The following is a 25,497-nucleotide window of genomic DNA, read 5'->3' on the forward strand; positions in this document are numbered from 1 at the left end:
TCCTCTGCCGCCAGCCGGTGGAGACGCGCGAGGTGGCGGAGGCGCTCCTGTTGCACGACGAGACCTGGGGCGTCCGGGCGCTCGATGACGGCCCGATGATGCAGGTCTGCCGTGACGCGACGCACCCGGTGATCACCGTGCTCGGCGTGCGCCGAGTGGACTCCTTCGACGAGGTCGAACGGATCCTGCCGGACGCCCCGACCCTGGCGACGCCGCTGTGGTGGGTCGACACCGTGACGCCCGCCGGCCCCGACGGAGAATCGGGGATCTCGGCCGCGCTCGAGGCCGCGATGGACCTCGACGCGGTCTGCATCGTCCACGGGGACTGACCGGGGTCGTTCCAGCCGTGTGGCCGGTACCGCGGATCAGTCCCGCTTGCTCATCGCGGCCAGGCGCTCGTTGTAGGCCTTGAGGTCGGCGTCACCGTCGCGGTCGGCCTTGCGGTCCAGGCGCTTCGCGTCGCGCTTGTCCGAGCGCATCCAGTTCCGGACGACGAGCAGGGCCACGAACACCATCGGCAGCTCCGAAGCACCCCAGGCGATGCCGCCGCCGGTGTGCTGGTCGTCGAGCAGTGCGGCGTCGTTCGTCTGGCCCAGCGCGTGGAACCAGTCGACCGCGAACACCGACTGCGACGTCATGACCGCGACGCCGAAGAACGCGTGGAACGCCAGGGTGGCCAGCAGGGTGATGATGAGCATCGGGTACGGCGGGCGCTGCGGGCCCGGGTCGACACCGACGAAGACCCAGAAGAACAGGTAGCCGCTCAGGACGAAGTGGATGATCATCGCGACGTGCCACTCGTGCGACTGCATCGCGGCCTGGTACGCCGGGGTGAAGTAGAACACCACGAGGGACCCGGCGAAGATGATCCCGGCGACGGCGGGCTTGCCGAGGAACTGCATCCAGCGGGAGTGCACGAAGAGCATGAGCCACTCGCGGGCGCCGCGTGAGCCGTCGTTCCGGACCGGCAGGGTGCGGAGCGCGAGCAGCACCGGGCCACCGAGCACGAGCGGCAGCGGGACGAACATCATCAGCAGCATGTGCTGGAGCATGTGCGACGAGAAGTGGATCATGCCGTACACGGCAGGGCCGGCCGACGTGGTCCAGATGAACAGGGCGCAGCCGATGAGCCAGGCGATGGTGCGACCGACGGGCCAGGCGTCGCCGCGCTTCCGGAGCTTGCGCACCGCCAGCAGGTACCAGACGGCCCCGACGACGGCCAGGCCGAGCCACACCCAGTCGATGTGCCACTGGGTCAGGTACGTCTGCGTGGTCTGTGCCGGCGGGAACGGGAACCCGATCAGGCCCGAGCGGGTGTCCTCGCCCGTCGCCGGGGTCTGCGGGATCGGCGGCTGCGAACGGGACACGGCGACCGAGACACCGATGGCCACGGCCATGAACACGATCTCGGCCAGGGCGAACCGAGTGAACAGGCGGCGGTCGAGCGGCGCGCGGAGGAGCCCGGGCACGAGCTTCCGGCGCTGCACGATCCCCGCGACGCCGAGCAGCACGAGGATGAGCGCCTTGACGGTGATGAGCCAGCCGTACGTCGTCGTGACGAGGTCGAGCGGGCCGGTCAGACGGAGCGACGCGTTGACGATGCCGGAGAACGCCACGGCCCCGAACGACCACCCGGCGAGCGTCGAGTACCGGGCGATCACGCGTCCGGTCGCGCCCTTGGTGCGGGTGCGGAGCAGGACCACGGCGACCAGGCCACCGGCCCACACGCACACCCCGACCAGGTGGATCGCGAGCGAGTTCACCGCGTTCGCGTGCTCGAGCGACCCGGCGGCGTGCCCGGACAGGGCCAGGGGGAGCAGGGCGAACAGGCCGATCACGGTGGCGAACGCCAGGGTCGTCACCCGGGTGGCGAAGGCGGCGACCACCGTGGCGACGAGGATCGCGGCAGCCGACACCACGAGCGCCTGGCCGATCTCGACCTGGAACGCGAAGAGCATGAAGTTGCGGGCGAACACCGGGCTGGTGAGCGGGACACCGAGGGTGTTCGCGCCGGTCAGGACGATGCTCACCGCGGCGGCGAGGAACCAGACGGCGCCGGTCGCTGCGGCCCACCGGGTCGCACGGTGCTGCACGCTGGACAGGGCGCCGTGGTCCTTCTTCTGCGCGGGCAGCGCGAACGCCGCGACGATGAGGAGGCCGATGGTCAGCGCCGCCATCGTGTCGTGCACGACGCGGGCGATCGGCAGGCCGTACTCGACGACCTCGCCGGCGGACACCAGCTGTTGACTCGCGCTGAAGGCACCGGTGATCGTCAGCCCGAGGAGCGAGCACGCGACGGCCAGCGGGATCGCGATGACGAGGACCGTCGCGACGGTGGACGAGCGCCCGGTGGTGGGGGCGGCGTCCGGCGCTGACCCCGTGGGCTGGGTTTCGGGTGACGTGACGGTCATGACCGTCCAATGGTAGGCGTGCCGGCTGGCAACCGGCCCCTCGGATGCGCGCTCAGACCCGCCGTTCCCAGATGCCCTCGCAGCCGACGCCGATGAACCCGACGGCCTCGTTCACGTCGAGCATGTGGCGGTTCTCCTCCGCGTTGAACGTGATGACCGAGGGGCGCCCGGGGAACCGCCGCTCGAGCTCCTGGATCCCGACGACCTTGAGCAGCCAGCCGAGCCGGTGGCCGCGGTGCTCGCGGAGCACCAGGGTGTCCCACTGCTGTGCCGGCCGTGCGGGGTCGTCCGGCACGGACAGCTGCGTGAAACCGGCCAGGGTGGTAGTCGGCAGGTGCTCGACGGCCACGGTGAGCAGGGTGCGCGGCGCCCGGGCGAGCTCGTCCTCGTGTTCCCGGAGGCGTTCGGCGGTCCAGACGTCCTCGGGCTCCTCCATGTCCCCGGCGGGCGCGTCGGTGCTCATCCGGGTCTCGAGCAGGGCGATGCCGTCGAGCCACTGCTCCGGCGTGCGACCGGTCCAGGCGTGCACGCGGTACTCCGGACCGGCGGCAGCAGATGCCCGCTCGTGCAGTCCGCGCACCACGGACGCGTCGGCGGGCAGCGGGAGCCGGCTGATCCGGTTCACCTGGCCGAAGTGCCAGCCGCGGGCGGTCAGGAACCGCACCCCCGCCTCGTCCTCCGGGACGGCGCCGAACCCCGTCGGGGCCTGCACGTACCCGGGCCCGGACGCGGGCCCGACCTGCCGCGAGACCGCGTACGTCTTCCACTGCGTGCGGCCGTCGGAGCGGGCCATCGACTCCAGGTGGTCGGCGAGCAGCGTCCCGACGCCGCGGCGCTGGTGCTCGGGGACGACGCCGACCGACAGCCAGCAGTTCGTGGTGCCGGGTTCCTGCTTCGTGTCGTACGAGCCTGAACCGACCACGGTGCCGCGATCGTCACGGGCGACGACGAGCCGGCTCGGTGCACCCGGCTCGCGGCACAGCGGCAGGTACTCCTCCGGCGTCCAGGCCAACTCGTGCAGCCCGTGCACGGCGGCTTCGGCCCCGTCGGACACCGCGAGCCACTCGGCGAAGGTCGCGACGGTCGCCGGGTCGTCGTCCATGGTGGCGGGCACCGTGATCTCGTCGACGGTGTACGTGGTCATCACTGCTCCGAACGCCGCCCGCCCGGGTGGTGGGCAGCCTGGCAGCATACCGGCGCGACGCCCGCTGCCGCTAGGCTTCGTCCGTGCTGCTCTCCGACCGCGACATCACCGCCCAGCTCGCTGCAGGCCGGATCGGCCTCGACCCGTACGACGCCTCGCTCGTGCAGCCGTCGAGCATCGACGTCCGGCTCGACAAGTTCTTCCGGCTGTTCGACAACCACAAGTACCCGCACATCGACCCCGCGGTGGACCAGCCCGACCTGACCCGCCTGGTCGAGACCGACCCGGACGAGGCGTTCGTGCTGCACCCGGGCGAGTTCGTCCTCGGCTCCACGTTCGAGGTCGTGACGCTGCCCGACGACATCGCGGCTCGGCTCGAGGGCAAGAGCTCGCTCGGTCGCCTCGGCCTCCTGACCCACTCGACCGCGGGCTTCATCGACCCCGGGTTCTCCGGGCACGTGACGCTCGAGCTGTCGAACGTCGCGACCCTGCCCATCAAGCTCTGGCCGGGGATGAAGATCGGACAGCTGTGCTTCTTCCAGCTGTCGAGCCCGGCCGAGAAGCCGTACGGTTCCGCCGAGTACCAGTCCCGTTACCAGGGGCAGCGCGGCCCGACCGCGTCGCGCTCGGCACAGAACTTCCACCGGGCGGACGTCTCCGACCCCCGCTGAGCGTGTGCCGCTCCGGCGGCGGACGAAATGTTGGATGCTGTGTATCGTTGCAGCATGTCCGCTGTTCCCCCACGGTCCGCCCCGCCACTGTCGGCCGCGGTGCTCATCCGCGACGCCCGTGAACGCGCCGAACTGACCCAGGTCCAGCTCGCCCAGCGCGCCGGCGTCACGCAGAGCGTCATCAGCACGTACGAGAACGGTCGACGCGAACCGTCCCTCGCGGCCCTGCAGCGGATGCTCCGCGCGGCGGGCTTCACGACGACGATCGACCTGCAGCCGGTCGAGGAACCCCCGCCGCTCCTCGAGCGCGTGGTCGCGGCCCGGCAGGACCTCATCGAGATCGTGCAAGGGTTCGGCGGGCGGAACCCCCGGATCTTCGGCAGCGTTGCCCGGGGTGAGGACGGCCCGGACAGTGACGTCGACCTGATGGTCGACGTCGACGCGGGGCTCGGGATCTTCGCGCTGATGCGCATCCAGGACGCCGCCGAACGGTTGCTCGGAGTCCGGGTCGACGTGGTCGACGCCGCGGGCATGCGCCCCGGGGTCGTCCGGACCGCGGTGCCGCTGTGAGTGCCCAGCCCGGTATCCGCCGTGCCGTCGCCGACCGCCTCGACGACGTCATCCGGGCGTGCGAGGCGATCCGGCGCTACATCGACGACGAGCGGGTGCCCGAGGACCTGGTGCACGACGCGGTCCGGATGCGCCTGGTCGAGATCGGTGAGGCGGTCCGGGTGCTCCCCGCCGGGGTCACCGCGAGCGAGCCCGGCATCCCGTGGTCGCGCGTGTCCGACCTGGGCGAGCGGCTGACCCGGCGGTACTTCGACACGACGCGAGCGCTGGTGTTCGGCACCGCCCGCACCGACGTCCCGCACCTCGCCGACGCCGCGCGCCGGTTGCGCGCTGCCCACCCCTGACGGACGCGGGCACGGACCGGGCGCGGCCACGTGCCCTGGGCGGACCACACGGCGGACTGGAGGCACGGATCACGACGTGCACCGAGCCTCCCGTCCGCCGTGTGGCCGGCCTCCGGACAACGCAGGACGGCCCCGTCTCGCCGAGGCGAGACGGGGCCGTCCGTGGTGCTGGGGAGATCAGCCCTTCTTGGCGAGCTCCTCGAGGGTGTCGTTGCCCTTGTAGGCCTCGACGGCGTTGTCCTTGGTGACCAGGACCGGCGTGAGCTCGATCGCGGGGACCGTCTTCTTGCCGTTGTAGTTGTTCGTCTTGTCCATCTTCGTGTCGGGCTTGTCGCCCTTCGACAGCGTGGAGACGAGGTCGACGGCCGCCTGGGCCTCCTTCGACGTGTCCTTGAAGATCGTCGAGTACTGCGTGCCCTTCATGATGAGCGGGATGGACGCGGTCTCCGAGTCCTGGCCCGTCACGACGGGGTTGTCCTTGCCGGCGGCCTTGGTCGCGGTGAGGATCGCACGGGCGAGGGTGTCGTTCGGCGACAGGACGCCGTCGAGCTCGGTGTCACCCGTGTAGTACTGCGAGAGCAGGTCGGTCATGCGCGACTGGGCCTTCTGCGCGAGCCAGCCCTGCGTGACGACCTTCTGGAACGTGGTCTGACCGGAGACGACCTTGATCGTGCCGTCGTCGATCTTCGGCTGCAGGACGTCCATCGCGCCGTTGAAGAACACGGTCGCGTTGGCGTCGTCCGGCGAACCGGCGAAGAGCTCGACGTTGTACGGCTTGTCGCCCTTCTTCTCCTCGAGGCCCTTGAGCAGCGCCTCGGCCTGGAGCTGGCCGACCTTGAAGTTGTTGAACGCCACGTAGTAGTCGACGTTCTTCGTGTTCAGGATGTTGCGGTCCCAGGCGATGACGACGGCGCCACGGTCCTTGGCGGACTTGACCTGCGCGGTCAGCTGCGAACCGTCGGCGGCACCGATGATGACGGCCTTGGCGCCCTTGGTGATCATGCCCGAGATCTGCGACTGCTGGTCGGGGACCGGGTTACCGGCGTTGGCGTACTGGATGTCGGCCTTGAAGCCGGCGTCCTCGATCGACTTCTTGAACGCGGCACCCGCGAGGACCCAGTTCTGCGAGGTCTTGGCCGGCAGGGCGACGCCGATGAGGTCGCCCTTCTTGATGCTGCTGGTGCTGCCGGCGTCGTCGGACGAGCCGCGTGCCGAGCAGCCGCTGAGGGCGAGGCCCGCGATGAGCGCCAGGCTGAGGCCGGCGACGATCTTCTTGCGCATGTGATTGCTTTCTCTTCGTTGAGGAGGTGTGGGGCCGGAGCCCCGCTGTGGGGAGGGGTGGACTAGGGGAGGGTGATCTTGTCCGGCTGGTCCTCGATGGACCGCGGCTGCTGGGCGGCCACCGTGTTCTGCTCGGTGTCCTTCCGCTGGAACTGCCGCATCATGCCGCCGATCAGCGACGGGCGTCCCTGCGACTTCGAGTAGACGTCGAAGGCGACGGCGACGAGCAGGACCAGGCCGCGGATGATCTGCACCTGGTTGGACTCGAGGCCCATGAGCTGCAGACCGTTCGACAGCAGCGCCATCACGAGACCACCGATGATCGAGCCGGAGATCGTGCCGACACCACCGGCGACCGCCGCGCCACCGACGAACACGGCGGCGATCGCGTCGAGCTCCCAGCCGGTGCCGTCCGCGGGGCCCGAGGCGCCGGAGTAGGCGACGAACACCATGCCGGCGATCGCGGCGAGGATCGACATGTTCATCATGACGAAGAAGTTGACCCGCCGCGCCGAGACGCCGGACAGGACGGCTGCGTTGGCGTTGCCACCGACGGCGTAGACCTGGCGACCGAAGATCGTGTTCTTCGTGACGAAGCCGTAGACGATGGTCAGGATGCCGAGGATGATCGCGACGATCGGGACCGAGGTGCCGACCGGACCGGCGCCGAACAGGTACGTGGCGACGAGCGTGACGGCGACCAGGATGCCGGTGCGGACGATCGAGACCCACAGCGGCGGGACCTCGGCCTGCATCTTCCGACGGCGGGCACGGCCACGGGCCTCGATGATGATGAGCGCGAGGATCGTGACGAGGCCGATGAGCAGCGTGCCGTTGCTGAAGCCGAAGTCGGGGCCGAAGTCACCGAGGAAGCCGGCGCCGATCGGGGTGAAGGCGTCCGGGACGGGGACCGACGTCGAGTTGCCGATGATCTGGTTCACACCACGGAAGATGAGCTGACCGGCCAGTGTCACGATGAAGGCCGGGACCTTCACGAACGCGACCCAGAAGCCCTGCCACGCACCGATCAGGGCACCGCACGCGAGACCCAGGATGATGGCGGCCCACACCGGGAAGTCCCACACGGCCATGGACTGCGCCACGACGATGCCGACGACCGCTGCGACCGACCCCACCGACAGGTCGATGTGCCCCGCGATGATGACCATGACCATGCCGAGCGCCAGGATCAGGATGTAGGAGTACTGCAGGAACAGGTTGATGACGTTGGTCGGCTCGAGGATGAGCCCGTTCGTCGTGATCGAGAAGAAGATCAGCAGCACGATGAGCGCGATGATCATGCCGTACTGGCCGATGCTGTTGCCCTTGCCGAAGAGCAGTTTCAGGTTGTTCATGAGGCGGTGGCGCCCTTCCGCGCGGAGGTCATGCTGCGCATGAGCGATTCGGGATCGGCCTGGTCGGCCGGGAGGTCAGCGGTGATCTGGCCCTCGAAGATGGTGTAGATCCGGTCGGAGAGACCGAGGAGTTCGGGGAGCTCGGACGAGATGAGGATGATGCCCTTCCCCTCGGCGGCGAGCTGCTGGATGATCCCGTAGATCTCGAACTTGGCGCCCACGTCGATGCCACGGGTGGGCTCGTCGAGGATCAGGATGTCCGGGTCGGTGAACATCCACTTGGACAGGACGACCTTCTGCTGGTTGCCACCGGACAGCTTGCCGACGTTGTCCTCGACGCTCGGCACCTTCGTGCGGAGCATCTTGCGGTACTTCTCGGCGACCGAGTACTCCTCGAGCGAGTCGACGACACCGAGCTTCGAGATCTTCCGCAGGTCGGCGGCGACCGTCGAGCGCTTCACGGTGTCGAGCAGGTTCAGGCCGAGCGCCTTGCGGTCCTCGGAGACGTAGCCGAGGCCGTTCTCGATCGCCTGCTGGACGTTCGTGACCTTGATCTCGCGGCCGTCCTTGATGATCTGGCCGTCGAGCCAGGTGCCGTACGAGCGACCGAACAGGCTCATCGCGAGCTCGGTGCGTCCGGCGCCCATCAGGCCGGCGAAGCCGACGATCTCACCGCGGCGGACGTGGAAGTTCGAGGCCTTGCAGACCAGACGCGACGAGTCGAGCGGGTGCTGCACGGTCCAGTTGCGGACCTCGAAGAAGGTCTCGCCGATCTTCGGGGTGCGGTCGGGGAAACGCGACTCGAGCGAGCGGCCCACCATGCCGCGGATGATGCGGTCCTCGTTGACGCCGTCCGCCTTGACGTTGAGCGTCTCGATGGCCTTGCCGTCGCGGATGATCGTGATCTCGTCGGCGATCTGCTCGATCTCGTTGAGCTTGTGGCTGATGATGATGCTCGCGATGCCCTTGGCCTTCAGCCCGACGATCAGGTCGAGCAGGTGCTGCGAGTCGTTCTCGTTGAGCGCGGCGGTCGGCTCGTCGAGGATCAGGAGCTTGACGTCCTTGTGCAGGGCCTTCGCGATCTCGACGAGCTGCTGCTTGCCGACACCGAGGTTCTTGATCTGCGTGTCCGGGTCGTCGGCCAGGCCGACGCGGGCGAGCAGGTCCTGCGCACGCAGCTGCGCGGCGGTCCAGTCGATGCGCCCGAAGCGCCCCGGCTCGTTGCCGAGGAACAGGTTCTCGGTGATCGAGAGCTCCGGGATGAGCGCCAGCTCCTGGTGGATGATGACGATGCCGGCCTGCTCGGACTGCTTGATGTTCGAGAAGCGGACTTCTTCGCCCTCGTAGACGATCTCGCCGCTGTAGGTGCCGTACGGGTAGACGCCGGACAGGACCTTCATCAGGGTCGACTTGCCGGCGCCGTTCTCGCCGCAGATCGCGTGGATCTCGCCGGCGCGGACGCTGAGGGAGACGTCGGCCAGCGCCTTCACACCAGGGAACTCCTTGGTGATCGAGCGCATCTCGAGGATCGTCTCGGGTGCGGTGATCGACCGGGTCTCGAGGCCGGTGTCGATCGGGGTTGACGCCACAGTGCATCTCCTTCTGCCGCTTCGGTGCGGCAGTGTGTTCGGGTGGTTCTGCTGCGGCAGCGAAAGCACAGGGGGCCTGTGTGGACTTCGTTGTCGCGTCCGGATCCGGCTCGGTGTGACGCTCATGTGAACGGTCACATCGGCTGGACGGAGGCAATTTACGCACAGCCTCGGTGCGGCTGTCAATTCGGATTGGTCGCGTTTTCGTAACGGCGTGCGTGATCCGGAGGGAACGTCCCCCGGGTTGGGGCCAGGGGCCCCGGGAACGGGCGTTCCGTTGCGCGAATCCGCATGCGCGGACGGGAGGCCCGTGGCGGGCCCGCCACGGGCCTCCCGTCCGCTTCGCGGCCGCGTCCGGAGCCGCGCTCGCCTTGTCGGAGCGGGTATGCCTGGCGCTTCCGGGCGTCCCTGGTCGGAAGTTCGTGGCAGGTATGCCCGTTCGTGGCAGGTACTGCGGGGGGTGCCGGGTGGTTCCGGGCGTACCTGGTGCTTCCGGGCGTACCTGGGCGGAAGTTCGTGGCAGGGATGCCCGTTCGTGGCAGGTACTCCGGGGACGCCGGAGCCCCGCGGTGCGTCAGCGCGTGCGGGGCGCGCTGGTGGAGGCGCGCACGACCAGCTGCGGGACGATGTCGATCGGGCGGAGCAGTTCGCCCTCACTCGGCAGCAGCAAGTCCACGCAGCGCCGCCCGAGCTCGGCGAAGTCGACCTGCACCGTGGTGAGCGGTGGCCAGAAGTGCTTCGCCTCGGGGATGTCGTCGTAGCCGACCACGGACAGGTCACCCGGGACGTCGAGTCCGTACGAGCGCGCTGCGTGCATCACCCCGAGCGCCATCTGGTCGTTCGAGCAGAAGATCGCGGTGCAGTCCCGCCACCGCAGCAGCTCGCGGCCGGCGTGGTAGCCGAAGTCGGCGGTCCAGTCGCCCAGGATCGGCGGGGCGACGGCCATGTCGCGGTCGGACATCTCGCGCAGGAAGCCCTGCATGCGGGCGTCGGCCTCGATCCAGTCCTGTGGCCCGGCGATGTGCCGCACGTACTCGTGCCCCAGGTCGAGCAGGTGCGCGGTCGCCAGTCGTGCGCCCTCCATCTGGTCCACCCACAGGGCCGTCGGGTCCTCGCCGACGCTGGCGCGCATGGTGACGTAGGGGGTGCGGATGCCGAGCTCCGCGATCAGGTCGAAGACCCGCTGCTGGGGCGCGATGACGACGATGCCCTCGACGTCGAGGTCGAGCAGGTGCCCGAGTCCTTCGCGCACGGCGGCGTCGGTCGCCTCGGCGATGTTCGCCGTCGTGACCGAGTAGCCCCGGAGCATCGCGGCGTCCTCGATCGCCTGCAGTGCCACGGCGGGACCGTAGTGGGCGCGGCGGGCCGTCAGGACGCCGATCGTGTGGGTCCGGCTCGTGACCAGGGCTCGTGCGGCCCGGTTCGGCCGGTACTGCAGCTGCTCCATGGCCGCCAGGACCTTGTCGCGTGTCTCGGCCCGGATCGCGTCCGAGTTGTTCAGCACCCGCGAGACGGTCTGGTGCGAGACGCCCGCGATCCGTGCGACGTCACGGATGCTGGGCGAACGCGGTTGCTGTGTCCGCGATGACGCCATTGCTGCTCGTTTCCGCCCGGGCGTCGTGGCACATCGATGTGCACGTTCACATTCCGGGCCAGATCATTATGCACGTCCGGCGGATCGACGCCACCTGTGCGCCGATCCGCCGTCCGCTCAGAGCCAGTTGCGCTTGCGGAAGATCGCCCAGAGCACGCCCATCAGCAGGAGCATGCCGAGGATCGCGACCGGGTACCCGAAGTGCCAGTGCAGCTCGGGCATGTGGTCGAAGTTCATCCCGTAGACACCGGCGATCAGGCCGGGCGCGAAGAGGATCGCCGCCCAAGAGGAGATCTTCTTGACCTCCTCGCCCTGGCGGTGTGCTGCCCGGGCGAGTTGCCGGCTCTCCTCGCCCTGGGCCAGGCTCGCGCTGGTCATCCGGCGCATCGCCTCGTTCTGCTCCTGCGACACCAGGGTGGCGTGCAGGGTCAGGGCGTTCTCGAGCAGGGCGCGGAACGAGTCGACCCGCTCGGTGACACGGAGCGCGTGGTCGTGCACGTTGCGGAGTCGGTGCTGCACGTCGTCGTCCACGCCGTACTTGTCGGCACCACGGAGCAGCCCCGTGACCATCGCCGGTACCGGGGTGGTGGCCCGCTGGAACGCCAGGACCTCGCTGAGCAGCTGGTAGATGCGCTTCGAGACCCCGGGGTCGACCTGCCCGGCGAACAGCTGGTCCTCGATGGCGTCGATCTGCTCCTGCAGCACCTGGACGACGGGGCCGTAGCCGTCCACGACCTCGTCGAGCACAGCCGCGGTCACGGCCTCGGACCCCTTCGCCAGGAACTCCGGGTCCGCCTCGACCTGTGCCCGCAGCACCGCCAGGTCGGGTCGGGCGGCGTGCCGGACGCTCACGACGAAGTGGTCGCCGACGAACAGGTGCACCTCGCCGAACTCGACGGTGCCCTCGGACGGGTCGAACCACGCGGGCCGGAGCACCAGGAACAGGGTGTCGCCGTAGCGCTCGAGCTTGGCGCGCTGGTGTCCCTTGCGGGCGTCCTCGACGGCGTTCTCGTGCAGGTCGAACTCGGTGGCGACGGCCTCGAGCTCGTGCGGGTCGGGCCGGAGCAGCCCGATCCACGTCAGGTCACCACGAGCCGGTCGCGACAGGGTCGACGGAGACTCCACGCGGCGTCCCCGGACGTAGATCGCGTTGTCGATCAGTGCCATGTGCGTGCTCCTTCGGTGGGGAGCAGGCGGGCGCGATGGCGCCCCGGAGGCGATCCGGGACGGGGCAGGGTCAGCGAGCGGGCGCGACGACCGACACGGGCGGCCGGCCCGATCGAGGATGGTCACCCGACATCGCGCCTCACCTGCCCTTCTCGTCTCGTCGTGGCGGCGCCCAGAGCGCTGCCGACGGTCGAGCGTACGCCTGCGGCGAGGGTCCGACAACCCGTCGCTGCAGGCGCAGGAGCGTCAGCGCGTGACGTGCAGCCCGGCGGTCTCGAGCTCGGCGAGCTGCCACCCGAGCCACGGGCTCCAGGCGAACGGCGCGCCAGCGACGGCCTGCCTGAGAGAGTCCTCGGACACCCATGCCCATTCGGCGACCTCGTCGTCCGCGGGCGCCGGGGTGTCGTCGGTCACGGCGCGGAAGACGGGGCAGACCTCGTTCTCCACGATGCCCGAGGCGTCGACCGCGCGGTACCGGAACTCCGGCAGCACGACCTCGACGTCGCGCACGGTGATGCCGAGTTCGCGAGAGGCTCGACGGGCGATGGCGTCCTCGAAGGACTCGTCCGGACCGGGGTGGCCGCAGAAGGTGTTCGTCCACACCCCCGGCCAGGTCTTCTTCGACAGTGCTCGTCGGGTCACCAGGACGTCACCGTCGGTGTTCCGGACGTGGCACGAGAACGCCAGGTGCAGGGGCGTGTGGGCTGTGTGCACCGCGAACTTGTCCGCCGTGCCGATCGGGGTACGGTCGTCGGCCAGGAGCACCACGGATTCAGGGAAAGCGTTCATCTGTGTCGATAGGTTAGGCCAATGAGCGAGGAAGCGACCACCGTGCCGCACATCGACCTCGCGCTCGTCGACGACTGCCTCGAGCGCTTCTTCGCTGCGTCGTCGGCACGCGCCGAGCGCTACGGCCGACCGTCGGAAGAACTGTGGCGCGTGCTCCGCAAGGCGAGCATGGGTGGCAAGCGCTTCCGGCCCCGCATGGTCATGACCGCGTACGCCGGCATGGGCGGCACCGACGTGCACGCCGCCGCCAACGTCGCGGCGGCCTACGAACTCCTGCACACCGCACTGGTGGTGCACGACGACGTCATCGACCGCGACTGGTCGCGCCGTGGGCAGCCGAACGTCGCCGGGTCCTTCCGGGACAACGGGACGACGGGCGGCCTGCCGCTGCCGACCGCCGAGCACCGGGGGATGAGCGCCGCCGTGATCGCCGGTGACCTGGCCCTCGCCGGTGCGCCCCGCTTCATCGAGGCCGCGGGCGTCGACGGCACCCGGCGCGAGCGGCTGCTCGAACTGCTCGACGAGGCCGTGTTCGCCAGCGCCGCCGGTGAGATGACCGACGTCGACCTGGCACTCGGCGTGATGCCGACGGTGGACGAGGTCCTGGCGATGGAGCGCGCGAAGACGAGCGTGTACTCGTTCGAGGCCCCGCTGCAGTCCGGCGCCGTGCTGGCCGGCGCCGACGAGGAGATCGTCACCGCCCTCGGGGCCTTCGGCCGCGAGATCGGCATCGCGTACCAGATCGTCGACGACCTGCTGGGGGTCTTCGGCGACGAGACCATGACCGGCAAGACCGTGCTGGGCGACCTGCGCGAGGGCAAGCGCACGATGCTCATCGCGTACGCGGCGACCACGGACTGCTGGCCGGACCTCGAGCCGTACCTGGGCGACCCGGACCTGACCGAGGCCCGTGCGGACGAGGTCCGTGCGACCCTGGTCTCCTGCGGTGCGCGCGGCGCCGCGGAAGCACGCGTCGCCGACCACACCGCACTCGCCCGGGCCGAGCTCGCCCGGCTGCCGTACGACCTCGCCGACCGCCTGGAGGCCCTCGTGACCGAACTCGTGGAGCGCGCCCGGTGACCCACAGCACCACCACGGCGACCGGATCCCGTCCGGCTCGCCTCCAGCTCTACGACGCCACGGCCGAGGCCGCGTCGAGGGTCGTCATCGACCGGTACTCCACGTCGTTCGGACTGGCGAGCCGCATGCTCGCCCGCGACACGCGCGAGCACATCCGGAACGTCTACGCGCTGGTGCGCGTCGCCGACGAGGTCGTCGACGGCCCCGCGACCGAGGCCGGGCTCGACCGCGAGCTCGCCCGCACGGTGCTCGACGAGCTCGAGGCCGACACCGAACGGGCGATCGCGCTCGGTTTCTCGGTGAACCCGGTCGTCCACGCCTTCGCCCGCACCGCCCGCGCCACCGGCTTCGGCGCCGAGCTCACCGCACCGTTCTTCGCGTCGATGCGCATGGACCTCGACCGCACCGAGCACGACGACGCCTCGTTCGACGCGTACGTGTACGGCTCCGCCGAGGTCGTCGGCCTGATGTGCCTGCGCGCGTTCGTGTACCGGGCTGGTCGTCCGACGTTCGACCAGGCCGAGCTCGTCGCCGGGGCGCGTGCGCTCGGCGCCGCGTTCCAGAAGGTGAACTTCCTGCGTGACCTGCACGCCGACTTCGAGGTGCTCGGTCGCTCGTACTTCCCGGGCGTCGACATCCGGTCCTTCGACGAGGCCACGAAGGACCGCCTGGTCGCGGACGTGCAGGACGACCTCGACCACGCCGCACGGACGATCCGGCTGCTGCCGGCCGACGCCCGCAACGCGGTCGGACTCGCACACGCGCTGTTCCAGGAACTCAACGACCGACTCGCGCGCACGCCGGCGAGCCGCCTCGTCACGACGCGCGTGCGCGTCCCCGACCCGGTGAAGGTGCGCCTCGCGGCGCAGGTCCTCGCCGGTCGCGCACCGCTCCGGTCGCGCGTCACCACCCACCGGCCGGGAGGCTCCTCATGACCCCGCCCCGCGCCTCCCGACCGACGACGGTCGCCACCACCACCCGGCGCAAGGTGCCCGCACGCCGCGCCGTCGTCATCGGCGGCGGCATCAGCGGCCTGGCGGCCGCCGCGCTGCTCGCACGCGACGGCTTCTCGGTGACGGTGCTCGAGCAGCGCACGCAGCTCGGCGGCCGTGCCGGTTCGTGGGAGCAGGACGGGTTCCGGTTCGACACCGGGCCGTCGTGGTACCTCATGCCCGAGGTCTTCGACCACTTCTTCCAGCTGTTGGGAACGTCGGCCGAGGCCGAACTCGACCTGGTGAAGCTCGACCCCGGTTACCGCGTCTACAGCGAGGGCCACGACGAGCCGATCGACCTGCGCGCCGACGCCGAGGCCAACATCGCGTTGTTCGAGTCCATCGAGCCCGGTGCCGGCGAGCGGATGCGGAAGTACCTCGCGTCGGCCGAGGACACCTACACGATGGCCGTGCGCCGGTTCCTCTACACGAGCTTCCAGGACCTCACGAAGCTCGCCGCACCCGACGTCCTGCGTCGCCTGCCCAAGCTCGCACGCCTGCTGCTCGAGCCGCTCTCCACGTTCGCCGAGACCGCCGTGCGCGACCGTCGCCTGTGGCAGATCCTCGGCTACCCGGCGGTGTTCCTCGGCACGAGCCCGTACGCGGCGCCGAGCATGTACCACCTGATGAGCCACCTCGACCTGGCCGACGGCGTGCTCTACCCGAAGGGCGGCATCACCGAGGTGATCTCCGCCGTCGAGCGGGTCGCCCGTGCCGAGGGCGCGAAGATCATCGCCGGTGCGAAGGTCGAGCGGATCGTCGTCGAGGACGGCGTCGCCACCGGGGTCGTCCACCGCGACCGCGACGGTGTGCAGCACACGGCCCCCGCCGACCTCGTGGTCAGCGCGGCCGACATGCAGCACACCGAGATGCAGCTGCTCGAGCGTGAGCACCGCACCCACGGCGCGGACCACTGGAAGAAGCGCGACCCGGGGCCGAGCGCGGTGCTCGTGTACCTCGGCATCGACGGTCCGACGCCGGGCCTGCTGCACCACACCCTGGTGTTCACCGCGGACTGGAAGGCGAACTTCGGCGCGATCTTCGGGGACGACCGGCACGTGCCGGACCCCGCCTCGATCTACGTCTGCGCTCCCTCGGGGACCGACCCGAGCGTCTCCCCGCCCGGCACCAGCAACCTGTTCGTCCTGGTGCCCCTGCCCGCCGACCTGTCGATCGGCAAGGGCGGCATCGACGGTGCCGGTGACTACCAGGTCGAGCAGATCGCGGACCGTGCCATCGACGTGCTGGCCGAGCGCGCCGGGGTGCCGGACCTGCGCGACCGCATCCGGGTCCGACGCACGATCGGACCGCGCGACTTCGCCGACGACCTGAACGCCTGGAACGGCTCGATGCTCGGCCCGGCGCACACCCTGAAGCAGAGTGCGTTCTTCCGCGAGAAGAACGCGTCGAAGAAGGTCGAGGGGCTGTACTACGTCGGCGCCTCGACGATCCCGGGCATCGGTCTGCCGATGTGCCTGATCAGCGCCGAGGTCCTGCTCAAGCGCATCCACGGCGACCGGAGCACCGAGCCGCTGCCGACCCCCCTCGGGTCTCCGCGGGACCGGACTGAGACCGCCTGATGCCCGGGGTCTACCTCGCCGGCCTGGTGGTGTCCCTGGTCGGCATGACCGTGCTGGACGCCCGCTTGCGGCTGTTCTTCTGGCGGGCACCGTGGCGTGCGGCGGCCGTGATGGTCGTCGGTGTCGCGTTCTTCATGGTGTGGGACGTCGCCGGTGTCGCTGCCGGCATCTTCTTCATCGGGCCGCAGAACCTGCTCACCGGAGTGCTCCTGGCGCCCGAGGTCCCGCTCGAGGAGCTCTTCTTCCTGCTGCTGCTCTGCTACTCGACGATGGACCTGGTCGGCTTCGTCCGGCCCCTGGTGCAGCGCGCGACCGATCGGCGGCGTGCGTGAACGGCACCGGGGCGTACGCGCTCCTGGCCCTGCCGTTCTTCGGCGTCACGGCCGTCGTCGCCGTGGCCGCCGGCGTCGTCGCCGCCCGCCGGGCCCGTGCGGCGGGTCGACGGCCGGGGGTCGGGCGCCGGGCCGCGGTGCTCACGTCCGTGATCGCCGGCATCGCGCTGCTGGTGATGACGATGGTGTTCGACAACGTCATCGTCACGCTGCGGATCGTCGCCTACGACCCCTCGCTCATCAGCGGTGCGAAGATCGGTGCGATCCCGGTCGAAGACCTCGCCTACGCGATGTCCGCCATCGTGCTGCTGCCCAGCCTGTGGGTCCTGTTCGACCGGACGGGCGCGCGCCCCGCGCCCGACCCGACCCCAGCACCAGCGGAGCCAGCACCAGCAGAGGACATGAAGTGAACGCCAGCACCGCCTCCAGGCCGTCGACCCGGCGTGCCCTGTTCGTGTCGTCGCGCCCGATCAGCTGGGTGAACACCGCCTACCCGTTCGGCGCCGCGTACCTGCTCGGCAGCGGGGTCGGCGTCGAGGGCGGCGGCGGGTTCTCGCTCGTCGCGTTCCTGGTCGGTGTCGTGTACTTCCTGGTGCCCTACAACCTGGCGATGTACGGCATCAACGACGTCTTCGACTACGAGTCCGACCTGCGCAACCCGCGGAAGGGCGGTGTCGAGGGCGCCCTGCTCGACAAGAGCGTCCACCGCACCACGCTGTGGGCCGTCGTCGTCACGAACGTCCCCTTCCTCGTCGCGCTCGTGGTGCTCGGCGCGGTGAGCGGCAACGGGCCGTGGTCGTGGCTCGTCCTGGCGATCAGCGTGTTCGCGGTCATCGCGTACTCGGCCCCCGGCCTGCGGTTCAAGGAGAAGCCGTTCCTCGACTCCCTCACGTCGAGCACGCACTTCGTCTCACCGGCGATCTACGGGCTCGCCCTCGCCGGCCCGCACTGGACCGGCGAGCTCGTCGCCGTGTGCATCGCGTTCTTCCTGTGGGGCGTGGCCTCGCACGCGTTCGGTGCCGTGCAGGACGTCCTGGCGGACCGCGCCGGCGGCATCGGGTCCGTCGCGACCGTCATCGGCGCCCGGGCGACCGTCCGCCTGGCCTTCGTCGCCTACCTGGTCGCCGGGGTCGCGCTGCTGTTCTCGGCGTTTCCCGGGCCGATCGCCGCGATCGTCGTCATCCCGTACGCGCTCAACGTGCTGCCGTGGTGGAACATCACGGACCAGGGTGCCGAGGCCGCGAACGCCGGGTGGAAGCGGTTCCTCTGGATCAACTACCTGGCGGGCTTCATCGTGACGATGGCGCTCATCGCGTACGCCTTCACGCACTGACAGACTGGACGCACGCACCGCGGCGTCCGTGGTGCGTCACCAGTCACGACGGCAGTCACGAAGGAGTGCGCGCATGAGCGTCCGGATCATCCACGTCGGTCTCGGAGGGTGGGGCGGCAACTGGGCCCGCACCGCCATCCCAGAGGTGTCGGAAGTGCAGGTGGTCGCGATCGTCGACCCGTCGGCGCCGACGCTCGAGGCCGTGCGGACCGACCTCGGGCTCCCGGCCTCCGCGGCGTTCGGGTCCCTGACCGAGGCGCTCGCCGCGGTCGAGGCCCACGCCGTCGTCATCACCGCCCCGGCCGTGACGCACGTGCCGCTCGCGCTCGAGGCCCTCGACGCCGGCAAGCACGTCCTGGTCGAGAAGCCGTTCGCCAACACCACCGACGAGGCCGTCACCGCGGTCCGTCGCGCCGAGGAGCTCGGGCTGGTGCTGCAGGTCAGCCAGAACTACCGCTGGTACCCGGCGCCGCGGGTCGTGCAGGAGATGCTCGAGGCGGACGTCGTCGGCGAGGTCTCCGCGATCAACGTCGACTTCCGGCAGTGGGACAACGACCAGCCGGCCGAGACGTACCCGCACTACCGGTTCCCGCACGCGATGATCAACGACATGGCGATCCACCACTTCGACCTGCTCCGGATGATCACCGGGCAAGAGGCGGTCCGCGTCTTCGCCAAGGCCAGCTACCCGGCCTACAGCAAGTACCAGGACGAAGCGGTCGCCTCGATGATCATCGAGCTCGACGGCGGCACGGTCGTCAACTACCGCGGCAGCTGGTTGAGCCGTGGCCCGCGCACCGCCTGGGCCGGTGAGTGGAGCATCGAGGGCGAGGACGGCGAGCTCTGGTTCACGAGCCGTGACGGTGAGCCGAACGCGGTCGACGGCGACCGGGTCACCGTCCGCCGCACGCAGGACGACGTCGCCGAGCCGGTCGAGCTCCCCGTGCTCGCGCACACCGACCGCCAGGGCGGGCTGCAGGCGTTCGCGCGGTCGGTGCAGGGCGGCCCCGCCCCCGAGACGAGCGGGCGCGACAACCTGCGGAGCCTCGCGCTGATGGAGGCTGCCGGCCGCTCCGCGGCGTCCGGCCTGCCCGAGGACGTCGTCGTCCCGTCCTGAACGCAACCACCCACGGCCTGGAGGCGCGGGGCGGGCCAGCACCGCGCCTCCAGGCCGGCTCTGGTCGCGTCCACCGCCTCGGTGACGTTTCGCGCGCGCCCTCGGTACCTTTCGCCCTCCCCGACAGTCCACGCGTCGCGCCGCGCGTGAGGTGTCGCTGAGCCCGTGGACTCGCGAGCAGGTCGTGCGTCAGGCGGCGCCGGCGACCCGCCGCGCCTGCGCGACGGCCCGCCGCACACCGAGCGACCAGCCCGGCCCGTGGCCGGGCAGCACGTGCTTCGCCTCGGTGTCCGCGAGCCGGTCCAGCGACGCGACCGCCGTGTCGACGTCGGAAGTCGCCGCGGGTGCCACGATCCGGGGTCCGATCCCACCCGTGTAGGGGTCGAAGGTGACGAGGGCATCCCCGGCGATCACGGCGTCGCGGTCGGCGAAGTGCAGTGCCACGTGGCCGTCGGTGTGCCCCGGGGTCTCGATGATCCACGGGTTGCCCGGCACGTCGGCGCGGCTCTCCAGCGGTTCGGTGTCCGCGATGCCGTCGACCGTGACCGCACCGGCCAGCAGCATCCGGCCCAGGGGGCGCAGACCACCCGGGTGGAGCGCGACGAACCCGAAGCGGTTCGTCTGCGGCCGGTACGAGTACGGGTGCGCGGCGAGGTGCCGATCGCCCGGGTGGACGAACACGGGCGTGCCCCAGTCGCGGTGCATCCGTGCGGCGGTGCCGACGTGGTCGAAGTGCCCGTGCGTGAGCAGGAGTCCCTCGACCTGGTCGGGCGTGTAGCCCAGGTCGTGCACGGCGAGCTGCAGGTGCGGCCACGCGGCGGGCAACCCCGCGTCGACGACGAGCAACCGATCGCCGGTCTCGACGAGGTACGTGTTGGTGTGTGCGATCTCGAGGCGGTGGATCCCCTCGGCGGCGTCCCGGAAGAGCATGTGCGGCACGGTAGACGCGGCCTGCTGGGCACGATCCCGGGTGGGACGTGTACGAAATGGGGAATGGCCAAGGACAGTCTGCCCGAGCTCGAACTCGCCAACGTGCGCACCCGTGAGGGCATCACGGACACCGTGACGGAGCTGAAGCGACGTGCGGACCTGCCCGCCCGGACGCGGCTCGCGGTCGCCAAGACGAAGCAGCGGTGGCACCGCGACCCCACGCCCCTGGTGGCGATGGGCATCACCGGACTGACCGGTGTCGCGGCGATCGTCCTCGGCATCGCGCTGCGGAACCGCCCCGCCGGGCACCTGGCCGCGCCGCCGGCGAACTCGGCGTTCACCGCGCTGCTGCCGTTCGGCGCGCGCGGCGACGCCCCCTCGGCGAAGGAGCAGGCGCAGGCAGGCCGCAAGGGGCGGAAGGCGCGGGCCAAGGCGGCCGAGGAAGCCCTCGAGCAGGACCCGGCGCACCGCGCCCGCGTGAAGCAGCAGGTCGGCATCGCGGCGGTGCAGCGACGGGCGAACAAGAACCGCAAGCAGGCGGTCAAGCGGTCGAAGCAGGCCGCCAAGCGGGCGAACACGGCACGGAAGGGTTGAGACGATGACCGACGAACAGCACAAGCCGGACCCGGACGACTCCCGGAAGCCCGACAACCCCACCGACCTCAAGAAGCCGACGCTCGTCTACACGCTGAAGAAGACGCTGCGCGAGTTCACGAGCGACCAGTGCACCGACCTGGCGGCGAGCCTGACGTACTACTCGGTGCTCGCGCTGTTCCCCGGGCTGCTGGCGGTCGTGTCGATCCTCGGTCTGGTGTCGGATCCGAAGAAGACGATCGACACGCTGCTCGACATCATCGGCAACATCGGGTCGCAGCAGGTCGTCGAGCTGATCCGGGATCCGGTCGAGGGACTCGTCCGCTCGCCCGCCGCCCCCATCACGTTCATCGTCGGTATCCTCGGTGCGCTCTGGTCGGCCTCCGGCTACGTGGGCGCGTTCGGCCGTGCGATGAACCGGATCTACAACGTCCGCGAGGGCCGCCCGATCTGGAAGCTCCGCCCGACCATGCTCGGCGTGACCGTCACCACGGTCGTCCTGCTCGTGATCGGTCTGCTGGTGCTGGTGAGCGCCCCGCTCGCCCGCAGCTTCGGCGACGTCATCGGCCTCGGCGACGTGGCCGTCACCGTCCTGTCGATCGTGCAGTGGCCGATCCTGCTCGTCATCGCGATCATCGTCGTCGCGGTGCTCTACTACTGGTCGCCGAACGTCAAGCAGCCGAAGTTCACCTGGGTCAGCGGCGGCTCGATCCTGGCGCTCCTCATCTGGATCATCGCGAGCGTCGGCTTCGGGTTCTACGTCGGGAACTTCTCGAACTACAACGCCACGTACGGCTCCCTGGGTGGGGTCATCGTGTTCCTGCTCTGGATCTGGATCACGAACAACGCCCTGCTCTTCGGTGCCGAGTTCGACGCCGAGATCGAGCGGGGCCGCGAGCTGCAGGCCGGCATCCGGGCGGAGGAGGACATCCAGCTCCCCGAGCGCGACACCCGTCAGATCGAGAAGCAGGACGAGAAGCGGGCGCAGGACGTGCTCGAGGGCATCCGCATCCGCCAGAACGTCGACAACGACTGAGCCTCGCGCGTCTGATCGGCGCTGACGGGCGCTCTCCGGGTCGGGACGCTACGGTGCGAGCGTGCCGTCCTTCCTCGAGGGGCTCCCGTTCCGGTGGCTCGTCCTCGCGCTCTTCCTGATCGTGTTCTGCCGCGCGCAGGCCACGTACTGGGTCGCGCGGCTCGCGGTGACGGGTGCGTCCCGATCGCGGTGGGGCGGCTGGTTGCGCTCGCCGGCGGTCCGACGCGGCTCGGCGTTGCTCGACCGCTGGGGCCTGCCCGTCGTCACGGTGAGCTTCGTCGTGGTCGGCCTGCAGACGGTGATGAACGCCGCAGCCGGGCTGGCACGGGTCGCCTGGTGGCGGTACACGATCGCGATGGTGCCGGGGTGCGTGGCATGGGCGTTCCTGTACGCGACGGTCGGGCTCGCCGTGTTCTGGGCGGTCGTCGCCGCGCTCGCCGGTTCGCCGTGGGGCATCGCGGCGCTCGTGGGCCTGGTGGTCGTCGCCGGCGTCGCGCTGACGGTCCTGCGTCGTCGCCGCGACCGCACAGGAGGCCCGGCCCGGCTTCCGTAGGCTGGCCCACGTGACGACAGACCAGCTCCAGAACCGTCCGGTCGCCCTGGTGACCGGAGCCACCCGCGGCATCGGCCGCGCGATCGCCGCCGACCTCGGCCGCACCCACCACGTGCTCGTGGGCGGCCGGTCCGCCGACGCCGTGGATGCCCTCGTCCAGGAGCTGCCGAGCGCGGTGCCGTTCGTCGGTGACCTGGGCGCGGGCGAGGTCCCCGCGCTGCCCGATCGGCTCGACGTCCTCGTGCACTCGGCCGGTGTCGAGCAGGGCACCACCGTCGCCGACACCCCGCGCGCGGTGTGGGAGCAGGTCTTCGCGACGAACGTGTTCGCGGTCGCCGAGCTCACCCGGCTGGCGCTGCCGGCACTGCGGGCGGCCCGGGGCATCGTCGTGCCGATCAACAGCGGCTCCGGGTTCCACTCGGGCCCCGGCGGTGGCGTGTACGCGGCGTCGAAGTTCGCGCTGCGGGCCTTCGCCGACGCCCTGCGCGAAGAGGAGCGGGCGAACGGCGTGCGGGTGTCGAGCGTGCACCCGGGCCGGACCGACTCGGACATGCAGCGGCAGCTCGTGGCGAAGCTCGGGGAGTCCTACGACACCGACTACTACCTGGCGCCGGAGGACGTGGCCGCCGCGGTCCGCACCGTCGTCGACCTGCCCGAGCGCGGCACCGTCGAGTCACTCGCGATCCGGCCGACCCGACGGCGCTGACGCGCTGACGGCGCCAGCTACCGACTACCGCAGTTCGATCCGATCGTCGAGCTCGAGCCGTTCCAGGAACGTCTCGTCGTGGCTCACCACGACGAGTGCTCCCCGGTAGGCCCGCAGCGCGTCGACGAGCTGGTCGACGCTCGTCAGGTCGAGGTCGTTCGTCGGCTCGTCGAGCACGAGCAGCTGCGGCGGCGGGTCGGCGAGCACCAGGGCCGCCAGCGCCACCCGGAACCGCTCTCCGCCGGACAGGTTCCCGGCCGGGCGGTCGACGGTGTCCCCGCGCACCAGGAACTTCGCCAGCCGGTTGCGGACCTCGGCGACGGGCACGTACGGGGCGTCCCGGCGGACGTTGTCGAGCACCGTGACGGTGTCGTCCAGGCTGTCCTTCCGCTGCGGTAGGTACGCGATCCGGTCGACGTGGGCGACGGCCGCGGTCTCGGGCAGCGGGTGCTGCCGGGCAGCAGGGTCGCCGACGAGCTGCTCGAGCAGGGTGGACTTGCCGACGCCGTTGTCACCGGTGACGGCGATCCGTTCCGGCCCCTGGACGATCACGTCCCGTCCGCGGACGGTCACGGTGGCGATCCGACGCGATGCCGGCACGTCCGGGTCGGGCAGGGCGACGTGGATCGACTCGTCGTCACGCAGACGGAGCTCGGCCTCGCGCTTGGTGGCGAGTGCGGCGGCTTCGTCGTCCGCGTACCCGACGCGCAGTCGACCGGCGGTCTCCTGCGCCTTCTTCCGCTGCTCGTTCGCCAGGATCTTCGGCATCGAACGGCCCGCCTTCTCACCGGCCTTGGCGCGACGCGCGATCTTCGTCTCCGCCTCGATGCGCTGCCGCTTCTCGGTGCGGTGCCGCTGGTCGGCGACCCGGACCTCGCGCTCGACGGCTGCCTGCTGCACGGCCAGGTGCTCCTCGAACGCGCTGAACGTCCCGCCGAACACCGTCACCGCCCCGGCGCGGAGCTCCACGGTCTCGTCGACGTGCTCGAGGAGTTCCCGGTCGTGGCTGACGAGCACGAGGGTGCCGCGCCAGTCGTCGACCAGGTCGAGGAGCAGCCCGCGGGCCCGTCGGTCCAGGTTGTTCGTCGGCTCGTCCAGGAACACGATCGGCCGGGCGCGCAACCGCACCCCGGCGACGGCGACGAGCACCGACTGCCCGCCGGACAGCGTCGACACCGGCCGGTCGAGGTCGGTGCCGTCGAGCCCGACCCGGTCGAGCACCGCGGCGGCCCGTTCCTCCAGGTCCCAGTCGTCGCCGACTGCCTCGAGCTGTGCTGCCGTGGCGTCGCCGGCCAGGACGGCCCGGAGCGCGGTGAGTGTGGGCCGGACGCCGAGCAGGTCGGCGACGGTGTCGTCGATCCCCGTTGCAAGGCGCTGCGGCAGGTGGTCGACGGGACCCGACGTCGTGATGCTGCCCGACGTGGGGTGGAGCCGGCCGGTCGCGAGCCGGACCAGCGTGGACTTGCCGGCCCCGTTCCTCCCGACCAGCCCGGTCCGGCCACGTCCGAAGGCGGCGGTGAGGTGGTCGAGCGCGACGGTGCCGTCGGGCCAGGCGAAGGTGACGTCGTGCAGGACGACGGACGGACTGGTGGGCATGGGGGTGTCTCCCGGTGTCGATGCTGGGCGCACGACACCGAGGCCACCGCGGTGCGGTGGAGCGCCCGACGGGGCGCACGATCACGGTGTCAGCGCGTGGGCTGAGCGGTACCGGTGATCGACAGCAATCCGTCTGCTTCCGTCGGGGGACCCCCGTGTCCGCCATCCGTTCCGCCGGTCGGTCTCCCGCCCCGGCGGCCCCGCGATGACGACGAGGTGACCTCCACGGTAATCCCGCGACACGGGCAGCCGCAAGGGATGACAGGCTGGGGGCATGCCGGAGAACCTGTTGCCGACCCCGTCGTCGAACCCCGAGACCCTGCTGCCCGCCGAGCCGGAGGTGACCGCCGCGATCGAGGCGGAGGCCCCCGTCGCCAGCGTGGTGGTGTCCTACCCGTCGTCGAGCCTGGCGTGGGCGTTGCTCGCCGACGAGGCGTGGGCGCGCGGCGCGACCCTCGAGTCCTACGCGTACGCCCGTGTCGGGTACCACCGTGGGCTCGATGCCCTGCGCAAGGCCGGCTGGCGCGGTGTCGGTCCGGTGCCGTGGTTGCACGAGCCCAACCGTGGCGTGCTGCGGGCGCTGTTCGCCCTGCGCCGTGCGGCCGAGGCGATCGAGGAGCCGGGCGAGGCCGAGCGCCTGACCGACTTCCTGAACGCGAGCGACCCCGAGGCCCTGCGGGCCCTGTCCGCCGGCGCGTAGGCAGCGCGGTCGCGGGCGCGGTCGCGGCGCGCG

Annotated in this window: 26 protein-coding genes; 16 read left to right on the forward strand and 10 right to left on the reverse strand. The window is 70.7% G+C overall.

The window, feature by feature from the left end; genetic code table 11:
- The first annotated feature begins 50 nt into the window (after positions 1-50).
- Positions 51-329: a hypothetical protein gene (locus tag DEJ20_RS02440; RefSeq protein ID WP_146245377.1), complete on the forward strand. Its 279-nt coding sequence runs from the start codon at positions 51-53 to the stop codon at positions 327-329.
- Positions 330-365: 36 nt separating this feature from the next.
- Here DEJ20_RS02440 and DEJ20_RS02445 read toward each other — a convergent pair whose 3' ends face one another.
- Positions 366-2,411, reverse strand: coding sequence for a bifunctional copper resistance protein CopD/cytochrome c oxidase assembly protein (locus DEJ20_RS02445; RefSeq protein ID WP_111234786.1), 2,046 nt, complete (start codon positions 2,409-2,411; stop codon positions 366-368).
- Positions 2,412-2,463: 52 nt separating this feature from the next.
- On the reverse strand, positions 2,464-3,555 hold the full coding sequence (locus tag DEJ20_RS02450) for a GNAT family N-acetyltransferase (protein ID WP_181431484.1): 1,092 nt from the start codon (positions 3,553-3,555) through the stop codon (positions 2,464-2,466).
- A gap of 83 nt (positions 3,556-3,638) precedes the next feature.
- Between DEJ20_RS02450 and dcd the strand changes: the two genes are divergently transcribed.
- From dcd to DEJ20_RS02465, 3 genes are read left to right on the forward strand one after another with little or no spacing between them, the layout of a single operon-like run.
- Positions 3,639-4,226, forward strand: a complete 588-nt coding sequence (dcd, locus tag DEJ20_RS02455; RefSeq protein WP_071404926.1) for a dCTP deaminase — start codon at positions 3,639-3,641, stop codon at positions 4,224-4,226.
- A 54-nt stretch (positions 4,227-4,280) separates the two neighbouring features.
- On the forward strand, positions 4,281-4,796 hold the full coding sequence (locus DEJ20_RS02460; protein WP_111234788.1) for a helix-turn-helix domain-containing protein: 516 nt from the start codon (positions 4,281-4,283) through the stop codon (positions 4,794-4,796).
- Entirely contained in the window at positions 4,793-5,140 is a 348-nt protein-coding gene (locus DEJ20_RS02465) for a HepT-like ribonuclease domain-containing protein (RefSeq protein ID WP_111029680.1), read from the forward strand. The genes DEJ20_RS02460 and DEJ20_RS02465 overlap by 4 nt, the downstream gene beginning before the upstream one ends.
- A gap of 177 nt (positions 5,141-5,317) precedes the next feature.
- Here the strand turns inward: DEJ20_RS02465 and DEJ20_RS02470 are convergent, their stop codons facing one another.
- From DEJ20_RS02470 to idi, 6 genes are all read right to left on the reverse strand, one after another.
- Positions 5,318-6,421 (reverse strand): substrate-binding domain-containing protein, encoded by a 1,104-nt coding sequence (locus DEJ20_RS02470; RefSeq protein ID WP_071404928.1) that lies wholly within the window; start codon positions 6,419-6,421, stop codon positions 5,318-5,320.
- 62 nt (positions 6,422-6,483) lie between these two features.
- Entirely contained in the window at positions 6,484-7,776 is a 1,293-nt protein-coding gene (mmsB, locus tag DEJ20_RS02475) for a multiple monosaccharide ABC transporter permease (RefSeq protein WP_111234789.1), read from the reverse strand.
- Entirely contained in the window at positions 7,773-9,296 is a 1,524-nt protein-coding gene (gene mmsA / locus DEJ20_RS02480; RefSeq protein ID WP_111224820.1) for a multiple monosaccharide ABC transporter ATP-binding protein, read from the reverse strand. The genes mmsB and mmsA overlap by 4 nt, the downstream gene beginning before the upstream one ends.
- A gap of 643 nt (positions 9,297-9,939) precedes the next feature.
- The gene (locus DEJ20_RS02485; protein ID WP_017886425.1) at positions 9,940-10,959 is read right to left on the reverse strand and encodes a LacI family DNA-binding transcriptional regulator; all 1,020 of its coding nucleotides are present in this window, start codon (positions 10,957-10,959) and stop codon (positions 9,940-9,942) included.
- A gap of 117 nt (positions 10,960-11,076) precedes the next feature.
- Complete coding sequence (locus DEJ20_RS02490; RefSeq protein ID WP_111234790.1) at positions 11,077-12,126, reverse strand: magnesium and cobalt transport protein CorA; 1,050 nt, start codon at positions 12,124-12,126, stop codon at positions 11,077-11,079.
- A 246-nt stretch (positions 12,127-12,372) separates the two neighbouring features.
- Positions 12,373-12,915 carry an isopentenyl-diphosphate Delta-isomerase gene (gene idi / locus DEJ20_RS02495; RefSeq protein ID WP_111234791.1) on the reverse strand — a complete coding sequence of 181 codons (543 nt, stop codon included), beginning with the start codon at positions 12,913-12,915 and terminating at the stop codon, positions 12,373-12,375.
- A 21-nt stretch (positions 12,916-12,936) separates the two neighbouring features.
- Here idi and DEJ20_RS02500 point away from each other — a divergent pair, with 21 nt between their 5' ends.
- From DEJ20_RS02500 to DEJ20_RS02530, 7 genes are all read left to right on the forward strand, one after another.
- Positions 12,937-13,995: a polyprenyl synthetase family protein gene (locus DEJ20_RS02500; protein WP_111234792.1), complete on the forward strand. Its 1,059-nt coding sequence runs from the start codon at positions 12,937-12,939 to the stop codon at positions 13,993-13,995.
- Positions 13,992-14,930 (forward strand): phytoene/squalene synthase family protein, encoded by a 939-nt coding sequence (locus tag DEJ20_RS02505; RefSeq protein WP_111234793.1) that lies wholly within the window; start codon positions 13,992-13,994, stop codon positions 14,928-14,930. The genes DEJ20_RS02500 and DEJ20_RS02505 overlap by 4 nt, the downstream gene beginning before the upstream one ends.
- Positions 14,927-16,567, forward strand: coding sequence for a phytoene desaturase family protein (gene crtI / locus DEJ20_RS02510; protein WP_111234794.1), 1,641 nt, complete (start codon positions 14,927-14,929; stop codon positions 16,565-16,567). Before DEJ20_RS02505 ends, crtI begins: the two co-directional genes overlap by 4 nt.
- On the forward strand, positions 16,567-16,899 hold the full coding sequence (locus DEJ20_RS02515) for a lycopene cyclase domain-containing protein (protein WP_111234795.1): 333 nt from the start codon (positions 16,567-16,569) through the stop codon (positions 16,897-16,899). Before crtI ends, DEJ20_RS02515 begins: the two co-directional genes overlap by 1 nt.
- A complete protein-coding gene (locus tag DEJ20_RS02520) occupies positions 16,896-17,309 on the forward strand; it encodes a lycopene cyclase domain-containing protein (RefSeq protein WP_258377111.1) in 414 nt (137 codons plus the stop codon). Before DEJ20_RS02515 ends, DEJ20_RS02520 begins: the two co-directional genes overlap by 4 nt.
- Positions 17,306-18,232, forward strand: coding sequence for a prenyltransferase (locus DEJ20_RS02525; protein WP_111234796.1), 927 nt, complete (start codon positions 17,306-17,308; stop codon positions 18,230-18,232). The genes DEJ20_RS02520 and DEJ20_RS02525 overlap by 4 nt, the downstream gene beginning before the upstream one ends.
- A gap of 73 nt (positions 18,233-18,305) precedes the next feature.
- Positions 18,306-19,349: a Gfo/Idh/MocA family protein gene (locus DEJ20_RS02530; RefSeq protein WP_111234797.1), complete on the forward strand. Its 1,044-nt coding sequence runs from the start codon at positions 18,306-18,308 to the stop codon at positions 19,347-19,349.
- A 189-nt stretch (positions 19,350-19,538) separates the two neighbouring features.
- Here DEJ20_RS02530 and DEJ20_RS02535 read toward each other — a convergent pair whose 3' ends face one another.
- Complete coding sequence (locus tag DEJ20_RS02535) at positions 19,539-20,279, reverse strand: MBL fold metallo-hydrolase (RefSeq protein WP_111056720.1); 741 nt, start codon at positions 20,277-20,279, stop codon at positions 19,539-19,541.
- Between the two features lie 63 nt (positions 20,280-20,342).
- Between DEJ20_RS02535 and DEJ20_RS02540 the strand changes: the two genes are divergently transcribed.
- The 4 genes from DEJ20_RS02540 to DEJ20_RS02555 all read left to right on the forward strand — a co-directional run bounded on the left by DEJ20_RS02540 (position 20,343) and on the right by DEJ20_RS02555 (position 23,168).
- Positions 20,343-20,873 (forward strand): hypothetical protein, encoded by a 531-nt coding sequence (locus tag DEJ20_RS02540; RefSeq protein WP_111234798.1) that lies wholly within the window; start codon positions 20,343-20,345, stop codon positions 20,871-20,873.
- A 4-nt stretch (positions 20,874-20,877) separates the two neighbouring features.
- Positions 20,878-21,909 carry a YihY/virulence factor BrkB family protein gene (locus DEJ20_RS02545; RefSeq protein WP_111234799.1) on the forward strand — a complete coding sequence of 344 codons (1,032 nt, stop codon included), beginning with the start codon at positions 20,878-20,880 and terminating at the stop codon, positions 21,907-21,909.
- A 61-nt stretch (positions 21,910-21,970) separates the two neighbouring features.
- Positions 21,971-22,462, forward strand: a complete 492-nt coding sequence (locus DEJ20_RS02550; protein WP_111234800.1) for a VTT domain-containing protein — start codon at positions 21,971-21,973, stop codon at positions 22,460-22,462.
- Positions 22,463-22,472: 10 nt separating this feature from the next.
- Positions 22,473-23,168: an SDR family oxidoreductase gene (locus DEJ20_RS02555; RefSeq protein WP_111234801.1), complete on the forward strand. Its 696-nt coding sequence runs from the start codon at positions 22,473-22,475 to the stop codon at positions 23,166-23,168.
- 24 nt (positions 23,169-23,192) lie between these two features.
- On the opposite strand, the gene DEJ20_RS02560 is transcribed toward DEJ20_RS02555, so the two are convergent.
- Positions 23,193-24,764 (reverse strand): ABC-F family ATP-binding cassette domain-containing protein, encoded by a 1,572-nt coding sequence (locus DEJ20_RS02560; RefSeq protein WP_111234802.1) that lies wholly within the window; start codon positions 24,762-24,764, stop codon positions 23,193-23,195.
- A 274-nt stretch (positions 24,765-25,038) separates the two neighbouring features.
- Here DEJ20_RS02560 and DEJ20_RS02565 point away from each other — a divergent pair, with 274 nt between their 5' ends.
- Complete coding sequence (locus DEJ20_RS02565; protein ID WP_111234803.1) at positions 25,039-25,464, forward strand: DUF3151 domain-containing protein; 426 nt, start codon at positions 25,039-25,041, stop codon at positions 25,462-25,464.
- The last annotated feature ends 33 nt before the right edge of the window (positions 25,465-25,497 follow it).

Source organism: Curtobacterium sp. MCSS17_005 (assembly GCF_003234225.2).
GTDB classification, from domain to species: domain Bacteria; phylum Actinomycetota; class Actinomycetes; order Actinomycetales; family Microbacteriaceae; genus Curtobacterium; species Curtobacterium flaccumfaciens.